Annotated in this window: 7 protein-coding genes and 6 pseudogenes; 8 read left to right on the top strand and 5 right to left on the bottom strand. The window is 70.0% G+C overall.

Annotation, left to right across the window (positions count from 1 at the left end):
* Both ASC60_RS38220 and ASC60_RS40470 read right to left on the bottom strand, forming a co-directional pair.
* Nucleotides 1–229, bottom strand: a pseudogene (locus tag ASC60_RS38220) (hypothetical protein); the annotation flags it as partial.
* A gap of 180 nt (nucleotides 230–409) precedes the next feature.
* Nucleotides 410–640, bottom strand: a complete 231-nt coding sequence (locus ASC60_RS40470; RefSeq protein ID WP_079038919.1) for a hypothetical protein — start codon at nucleotides 638–640, stop codon at nucleotides 410–412.
* A gap of 300 nt (nucleotides 641–940) precedes the next feature.
* Between ASC60_RS40470 and ASC60_RS40465 the strand changes: the two genes are divergently transcribed.
* Nucleotides 941–1,483: a PepSY domain-containing protein gene (locus tag ASC60_RS40465; RefSeq protein WP_234357333.1), complete on the top strand. Its 543-nt coding sequence runs from the start codon at nucleotides 941–943 to the stop codon at nucleotides 1,481–1,483.
* Complete coding sequence (locus tag ASC60_RS38215) at nucleotides 1,453–2,091, top strand: CBS domain-containing protein (RefSeq protein ID WP_055558332.1); 639 nt, start codon at nucleotides 1,453–1,455, stop codon at nucleotides 2,089–2,091. Before ASC60_RS40465 ends, ASC60_RS38215 begins: the two co-directional genes overlap by 31 nt.
* Before the next feature lie 178 nt (nucleotides 2,092–2,269).
* On the opposite strand, the pseudogene ASC60_RS43655 reads toward ASC60_RS38215, so the two are convergent.
* Nucleotides 2,270–2,512 (bottom strand): annotated as a pseudogene (locus ASC60_RS43655) (IS701 family transposase); the annotation flags it as partial.
* 330 nt (nucleotides 2,513–2,842) lie between these two features.
* Between ASC60_RS43655 and ASC60_RS38205 the strand changes: the two are divergent.
* Nucleotides 2,843–3,589 carry a DJ-1/PfpI family protein gene (locus ASC60_RS38205; protein ID WP_234357332.1) on the top strand — a complete coding sequence of 249 codons (747 nt, stop codon included), beginning with the start codon at nucleotides 2,843–2,845 and terminating at the stop codon, nucleotides 3,587–3,589.
* A 33-nt stretch (nucleotides 3,590–3,622) separates the two neighbouring features.
* Here ASC60_RS38205 and ASC60_RS43650 read toward each other — a convergent pair whose 3' ends face one another.
* Entirely contained in the window at nucleotides 3,623–4,006 is a 384-nt protein-coding gene (locus ASC60_RS43650; RefSeq protein ID WP_055558329.1) for a hypothetical protein, read from the bottom strand.
* Nucleotides 4,007–4,068: 62 nt separating this feature from the next.
* On the opposite strand from ASC60_RS43650, the gene ASC60_RS43645 reads away from it, so the two are divergent.
* Complete coding sequence (locus ASC60_RS43645; protein ID WP_055558328.1) at nucleotides 4,069–4,305, top strand: hypothetical protein; 237 nt, start codon at nucleotides 4,069–4,071, stop codon at nucleotides 4,303–4,305.
* Here the strand turns inward: ASC60_RS43645 and ASC60_RS38585 are convergent.
* Nucleotides 4,254–5,000, bottom strand: a pseudogene (locus tag ASC60_RS38585) (transposase); the annotation flags it as partial. The gene ASC60_RS43645 and the pseudogene ASC60_RS38585 overlap by 52 nt on opposite strands.
* Nucleotides 5,001–5,057: 57 nt before the next feature.
* Between ASC60_RS38585 and ASC60_RS44350 the strand changes: the two are divergent.
* The 4 genes and pseudogenes from ASC60_RS44350 to ASC60_RS43640 form a co-directional block, all read left to right on the top strand.
* A pseudogene (locus ASC60_RS44350) lies at nucleotides 5,058–5,249 on the top strand (NAD(P)-dependent alcohol dehydrogenase); the annotation flags it as partial.
* 53 nt (nucleotides 5,250–5,302) lie between these two features.
* Nucleotides 5,303–5,392: pseudogene (locus ASC60_RS44345) on the top strand (alcohol dehydrogenase catalytic domain-containing protein); the annotation flags it as partial.
* Nucleotides 5,393–5,558: 166 nt separating this feature from the next.
* A pseudogene (locus tag ASC60_RS44340) lies at nucleotides 5,559–5,693 on the top strand (zinc-binding dehydrogenase); the annotation flags it as partial.
* A gap of 14 nt (nucleotides 5,694–5,707) precedes the next feature.
* Nucleotides 5,708–6,073 carry a zinc-binding dehydrogenase gene (locus ASC60_RS43640; protein ID WP_370593025.1) on the top strand — a complete coding sequence of 122 codons (366 nt, stop codon included), beginning with the start codon at nucleotides 5,708–5,710 and terminating at the stop codon, nucleotides 6,071–6,073.
* Nucleotides 6,074–6,655: the final 582 nt, after the last annotated feature.

The following is a 6,655-nucleotide window of genomic DNA, read 5'->3' as shown; positions in this document are numbered from 1 at the left end:
TGATGAGGTCGTCGTGTTGTCCTTCGGCGAGCACGGTGCGGTACATGCTCATCCGCGACCGTGGCCGGTCGAGGTCGAACCGGGTCAGGCCCGACCAGGCCACGTGCAGCGGCAGCTGCACGTGGCCGTGCACCGGTCCGGCCAGGTCGCCGAGCCGGGCGGGCAGCCTGCGGGCGTACCGCTCCCGCAGAACCTCGCCAGCGGACGGTGACGGCTCGGCGGCAGGCATGGCGGACATGCAGACAAGTACGGCAAAGCGCTCGGGCCAGCGTGCCGCCGCCGGTGACTGCCCGCTGGCGTCAACGAGCAGTCGAACAGGTCGCTGCCGAGCAGACCGACCACGACAGCGGCTGGTGCTGTCCGGAGCCGCGGGAGACACCGGTTCCTGAGCTCATAGGACCAGTGAGCGTCACCACCCGACTCTGCGCCGCGCGAGTTCTTTGAGCTCCATGCGTGCGGCAGGTGTGCCCAATGGTCCGCGCCAGTAAGGGTGGTCGGCGATCTGTGCTGACAGCTCTTGGAGGCGTCGGCGGTCCGTGGTCGTGCTGGCCGCCGGGCCGGATTCCGCGAGCTGCCAGTACGTGCGGTACCAGGCGGTCTGCGCCTCCATGAGGTCAGAGGGGAAATCGTTCTGGGTCATGCCTAGATTAGATTACTTGTTCGAATCCGAAAGCAACAGGGCACGGCGAACGAAGGGGGCCTGGTCACGCAGACCTCCCCCGCACATGGCCGTACGACCGGCTGGACACAGGCCGCCGCCGCCCTGATCGGTGGCACGGGTGCCGCCAGCGCTTTCGCCGACGACCACGGCCCCACGCCGAAGTCCTCGGTCCAGCTCTCCCAGGGCGAGCGACAGCTGGACGACACCGCGCAGGACCACACCAAGGTCAAGGCCGACACGGTCAGCTACAACAAGGCCACCACCACCGCGCCGAAGGCCGTGCCCGACACCGCGACCTCCGCCGAACTCGACACCACCGACCGCGACGGCTCCCTCATCTGGGAGGTCGACGTCTTCGGCAAGGACCACAAGAACCACGACGTCACCGTTGACGCCGCCAGCGGCAAGGTCCTCAACCAGCATGTGGACCACGACGACAACGACAACCAGGACGACGGCGACGATGATCAGGCACCAGGTCGCCTGTCTGAAGCCTCCCCCGGAGCCCGAAGGGGCCGCGCCCGCCACTGTCCGGCGGCCGCGGCCCCTTCGTCCGTTCCGGGGGTCGTGCCCGTGGGCATGCGCTCGGCCGCACTCCTGGCCGTAAGGACCGCCGACCTTCCCCGCCAGGCCGAACGTCAGTGGTCGCCGGAGCGGCACGGTGCTGTCATGGGTAGAGAAGACGCTCGTGGGCGAGCCGGCAGGGCCGCGGAGGCCGGCGCACCGCGCGTGGCCCGCCCGGGGCGGCCCGGCCGCGGCCGCCCCGTCGCGAAGCGGAGGAGGCCGATACCATGCTGCACCGCCGCACAGTCGGTGACGTGATGACCCAGGACGTCGTCACCTTCCGCCCCGACACGCCGTTCCAGGAAGTCGCCGCCCTGCTGGACGCAAACGACATCGCCGCCGCCCCGGTCCTCGACGACAACGGCGCCCCCCTCGGCATGGTATCCGCGTCCGACATACTGCGGCACGAGACCGGCAGGCCCGATCCGCAGGGGCAGGACGGGAACGACGAGCGCGCCTGGGCCAAGGCCCGGGCCCAGGCCGCGGGCGCGCTCATGAGCAGCCCCGTCTTCACCGCCCGCGCCGACTGGACGATCCCCCGGGCCGCGCGGGAACTGCGCAGGCGGCACGTCAAGCAGCTGCCGGTGGTCGGCGACGACGGGCTCCTCACCGGCATCATCAGCCGCAGCGACCTCCTCGACGCCTTCCTCCGCTCCGACCTCGAGATCCGCGACGAGGTCGAGCAGGACGTCCTGGGGCGCATCCTCGGCCTGGACGAGGGCACCGTCGCGGTCGAGGTCCGTGACGGGGACGTCACCCTTCGGGGCCACGTCCCGGAACCGCGTCTCATCCCAGTGGTCGTGGGCCTCTGCCAGGGCATCGACGGCGTCGCCGCCGTGGACGCCCACCTCGCCCCCGCAGGCTAGGTGGTCCAGTCGGACTTCTGCATTTTTCCTGGTCAACGGCCTGGGGGTGGGGAGTGTAGCGGGGGTTTGGCATGGGTGGGACGGACTTGGGCCGGTCGTCCCACCAACGTGTGCCCGCGCCGCATGTAATGACAGCGGCGTGCACGTGCTTGGTGGCGGCGTCGCCATCGGGAACAGCTCACTGCGTGGTCGCGGCGTGGAGGACGGCGAGGGGGTTCAGCTGCCAGCAGACGACGGATCTCGGCTGGTGTGAGGGCCACGAGGTCGGGTGTGTCGGCCGCGTCACCCCTTTTTCGCGCTCCTGCACGGCCATCACCGCGAGGAACGCGTAGGCGAGCATGGCGAGTGTGATGTGCTTGTACCAGCCCACGTAGCGACGGACCTCGTACTGGTTCAGACCGCACTCATTCTTTGCGCTCTGGTCGGGTAGGACGGCCGCATTGCTGCGGCGGTCCCCCCCTCAGAACCGTGCGGGCCCGTCATCCGAGCACACGGCTCAAGCAAGCCCCGAGGGCTCGCAGGCGTGCGAAGGTGCCGGTTTTTGTCTGCGACGTCGCCCGGCCCAGTAGTCGGTGAGGGGGCCCGGACTACCGTGGTCCACGGGTTCCCCTCCACCTTTGGGGATCCGAAGGCTCAGCCAAATTCCTACGGGAACTAACGTGGGGCCGCGGCCGACTATCTAGCCATGACAAGCAAACCCAAGCGCGCTCAAACAGCCGCCGTGTCCCGGCGCACTGTCCTCGGGACCGGTATGGCCGCCGCGGCTGCGCTGCCGCTCGCCGCCAGCGCAGTGGCAGCGTCCGCGCCGCAATCCGACATCCGCACCGTGGGGTCACCCGGGAAAGAGGAAGCCGCCTTGGACATCGTGATCCCGCTCTACGACGCCTACGAGCCGCTCGACGTGGTCGGACCCTACGAAGTCCTCGCCTACATGCCCGGCGCCTCCGTACGGTTCGTCGGGGCCGAGAAAGGCCCGGTGAAGGATGCACTGGGGTCCCTGCCGACGTACGTCCCGGCCACGTACTCCGAGGTGAAGCACTGTGACGTCCTGCTGATCCCGGGCGGGAGGAGCGCCGAGGCCATGGTGGCCGATGGCGATTTCCTCGCTTGGGTGCGCCGCATCCACACCCGCACCAAGTTCACCACCTCGGTCTGCACCGGGTCCCTGGTGCTGGGCGCCGCAGGCCTACTGAAGGGCCTGACCGCCACCACCCACTGGAGCGCGGCGGAAGCGCTGGCGTCGTACGGCGCTGTCTACACCCCCCAACGTACGGTCCGACAGGGCAAGGTCATCACCTCGGCCGGCGTATCCTCCGGCATCGACATGGCCCTCGCTCTGGCCGCCTTGCTGACCGACGAAGTGACCGCCCAGGCGCTTCAGCTGTGGATCGAGTACGACCCACAGCCCCCCTTCGACTCCGGCTCGCTGGCCAAGGCATCTGACGCGGTGAAGAAGCGGATCTCCGAACTGAGGGAAGAGTGGAGCCACAACGACTGAAGGCACACTGCCGCAGCCGGTCAGCACACGACGTCAGGTGCTGTCCTGGACACTCTCGTTCACCGGGTTGCGTATGCGGCAGCCCCGCACGTCCGTCGCTGCGAGCCCCGTGCCCCGGATGGCGCTGAGTAGCGTCGGGGACTGGCGCGGTGGCTTCCGCTCCGTTTCCAGCCCCCGCCGCTTCACACCGTGCGTGCCGGGTGGTGCGTTCGGGTGCCCCCTCTCTGCCCGGGGCGGCCGGTGGGCGGGAGTCGGTGGCGGTCCGGTTTCCCAGCAGAAGGAGAACGCACGGTTGACCAGGGTCTGGTGGCGGCGGATGGCACGGTCGGTGCGGACTTGGAAGTCGGCCCAGCCCAGTTCGTCCTTGACCTGTTTGTAGCTCTGCTCGATCCAGTTGCGGATGCCGTGGATCCGCATGATCTCGGCGAGGTCGGTGGGCGGTGTCGGTCTCGCGTGGTGAGCCGGGGCGGGGCAGGTTGATGGCCAGGTACCAGGTGGACTTCTCCGGCAGGGTGTCCGGGTCGGTGGTGGCCACTACCAGCCGGGTGGTGCCGTCCGGTCCCCACCAGCCCAAGGACGCGTCGGCGGCCCACCAGGTGGTGGTGTGCCCGTCGCGGAAGGTGCGGGTCACCGCCGTCCAGTCGCCCGGACGGTCCGGGCCGTGCCAGGCCGGTTCCCGGGAGGCGTCGGCCGGTGTGTGGGCATCGGGACAGTAGGCCCAGGTGCCGCGGCGCCGTTTGAGGGCCATCACGAACGGCAGCCCGACGGTGGCCAGTTCGCCGCGGAAACCGTCCTGATCGCCGTATGCACAATCGGCCGCGACCGCCCGGAAGTGAACTCCGGCTTCCATCGCCCGGCGGGCGAGTGCGGCAGCGATCTGCAGTTTCGTGGCGAAGCCCGGGTCGGTGCGGCCCTTGGGGAAGTGGCGGGCGGGGGTGTAGGGCACGGCGTGAAGCGGATAGTACAGCCGCTCGTCCGCCCACAATGTGGTGACCGTGACGACCCCGTTGTCGGTCTTGCCGTATCGGCCCAGCCACCCTCGGCCCACGTTCGCGGTCGCGGTGCCGTCCTTCCGGTCGCCGGAGTCGTCGATGACCAGCACCCCACCGGCATGCGCAGCGGTGCGCGGATCATCCAGTAACCGCTCAAGGCGACGGGTGTTGATCCGCTCGTGCTCCCAGGGGGATTCGGAGAGGAAGAACTGCAGCCGCTGTACTGCGGGGTGCTGGGCTCCCGCTACCGGCTCGGCCCCGGCCAGGCAGTCAGTGTTTTGTTCCGTTCCCTCGGTGCCAGCAGCCCCGTGAGGTACTGACGAAAACCCCGACGCCGGGCCAGGGAGTCCATCGAAACCGGCAGCGTACTGCTCCAGCGGTCCCGGAGCCGGCGGACACGGACGACGAGCGGTGATCACACCCCCTACTCGTCCTTCTACCGCGGCCCCGACCCCACGTCAACAAACCACCGCTAGATGAACGACGCCACCGCCGCGATCCTGCACGGCCCTGAGGATGTGCGCATCGAGCGGCACCCGATTCCCGGGCCCGCCCCCGGCGAGGTCCTGGTGGAAATCGGCGCGATCGGGCTGTCCGGCTCCGATCTGCACTACTACGCCCACGGCGAGAACGGCCCCAATGTGCTCCGTTCCCCCACCGCGCTCGGCCATGAGGCGGTCGTGGCGGGCCACGGCCCGCGCCCGCGGGCACCCGGGTCGCCATCGAGCCCGCCATCCCCTGCGGACACTGCCGCGCCTGCCGCGCGGGCCGCTACAACCAGTGCCCGCACGGCCGCTGCTTCGGCTCCCCGCCCACCCATGGCGCCCTGACCGGACACCTGGCCGTACCCGCGAAGTTCGCCCACCCTCTCCCCGACGACTTCCCCCTCACCTCCGGCGCGCTCATCGAACCCCTCGCGGTGGCCCTGCACGCGGTGCGCCGCGGCGGCGTCGCGGCCGGGGACCGGCGCCGGGCCGATCGGCCTGCTGGTCCTCCAGGCCGCCCGCGCGGTGGGCACGGGCGAGACCGTGGTGACCGACATCAGCCCCGGCCGACTCGCCCACGCCCGCCGCCTGGGCGCCGACCGGATCCTGGACACCTCCCGTGGCCCCTCCCCCAGGAGCCGCTGTTCGACATCGCGCTCGACTGCTCAGGCATCGAGGCTGCCCTGGCCGCCGCCGTCCACGCGGTACGCCCCGGCGGCACCCTGGTCGTCGTCGGCAACCCGCCCCAGCCCGGGACCACGCTCCCGCTGGCCTGGATGCAGCGCCAGGAGTTCAGCCTGGTCACCGCCTTCCGCTACGCCGGGGAGTTCCCCGCCGCTGTGTCCTTGGCCGCCACCGGACGCGTCGAGCTGGAGTCGCTGATCACCGCGCGCTTCCCGCTGGAACATTCGGCGGACGCGCTCCGGACGGCACTCACCGACCCGGCGCAGTTGAAGGTCGTCATCGAGCCCTGCCCCCTCGGGCCGCTCGGGCCTCGGGGCCCGTGACCGTCGGCCGACACAACCGGACGCGACCGGCCGGGTGCCCGCAGAAAGTGCCTTCCGCTGTGCTGACAGGGACCTTCGAAGTCTCGTCTTCCCAGCTCAGAAGGCACTTTCGCATCTCCGGTCAAGATCCGGACACCACACCGCGGCAAGGGGGACACACCGACCGGCGGCACCTCCGCGCCCAGCCCCGACACGCCCGGGGACGGGAAGTCCTCCGCACCCGCCCCCGGCTGGCCCCGCCCCCGGGATCCGTGCCGCGACAGCTCATACGACCGCAAAGGGTCGCCGCCGCGGAAGACCGAACCCAGCTGGAGCAGCCGCCTCGTTTTCAACTTGTCAGACGATCCATTGCAGAGGGAAGCTCTTGCGCTCTTGTTCGACCACATGCTCTCCTAATACTCCAGTGCGGTTTCGTGATCTATCCAGCAGGTTCGTCGACGGACCGCCGTCGATAGTGACTGCGGCGAGATGTTGCCTGGTGGCGTCTGCGCCAGGTGGACCAGTGCAGCAGTCTGCTCACGGTTGCGACCGGCGAGTTGAAGACGGCGGCGAGCAGGTGGCGGATCTCCGGGACGGTCAACG

The organism is Streptomyces sp. NBRC 110028 (genome assembly GCF_001417735.1).
Classification (GTDB): Bacteria; Actinomycetota; Actinomycetes; order Streptomycetales; family Streptomycetaceae; genus Streptomyces.
This window is presented reverse-complemented; position numbering and strand designations above follow the sequence as displayed.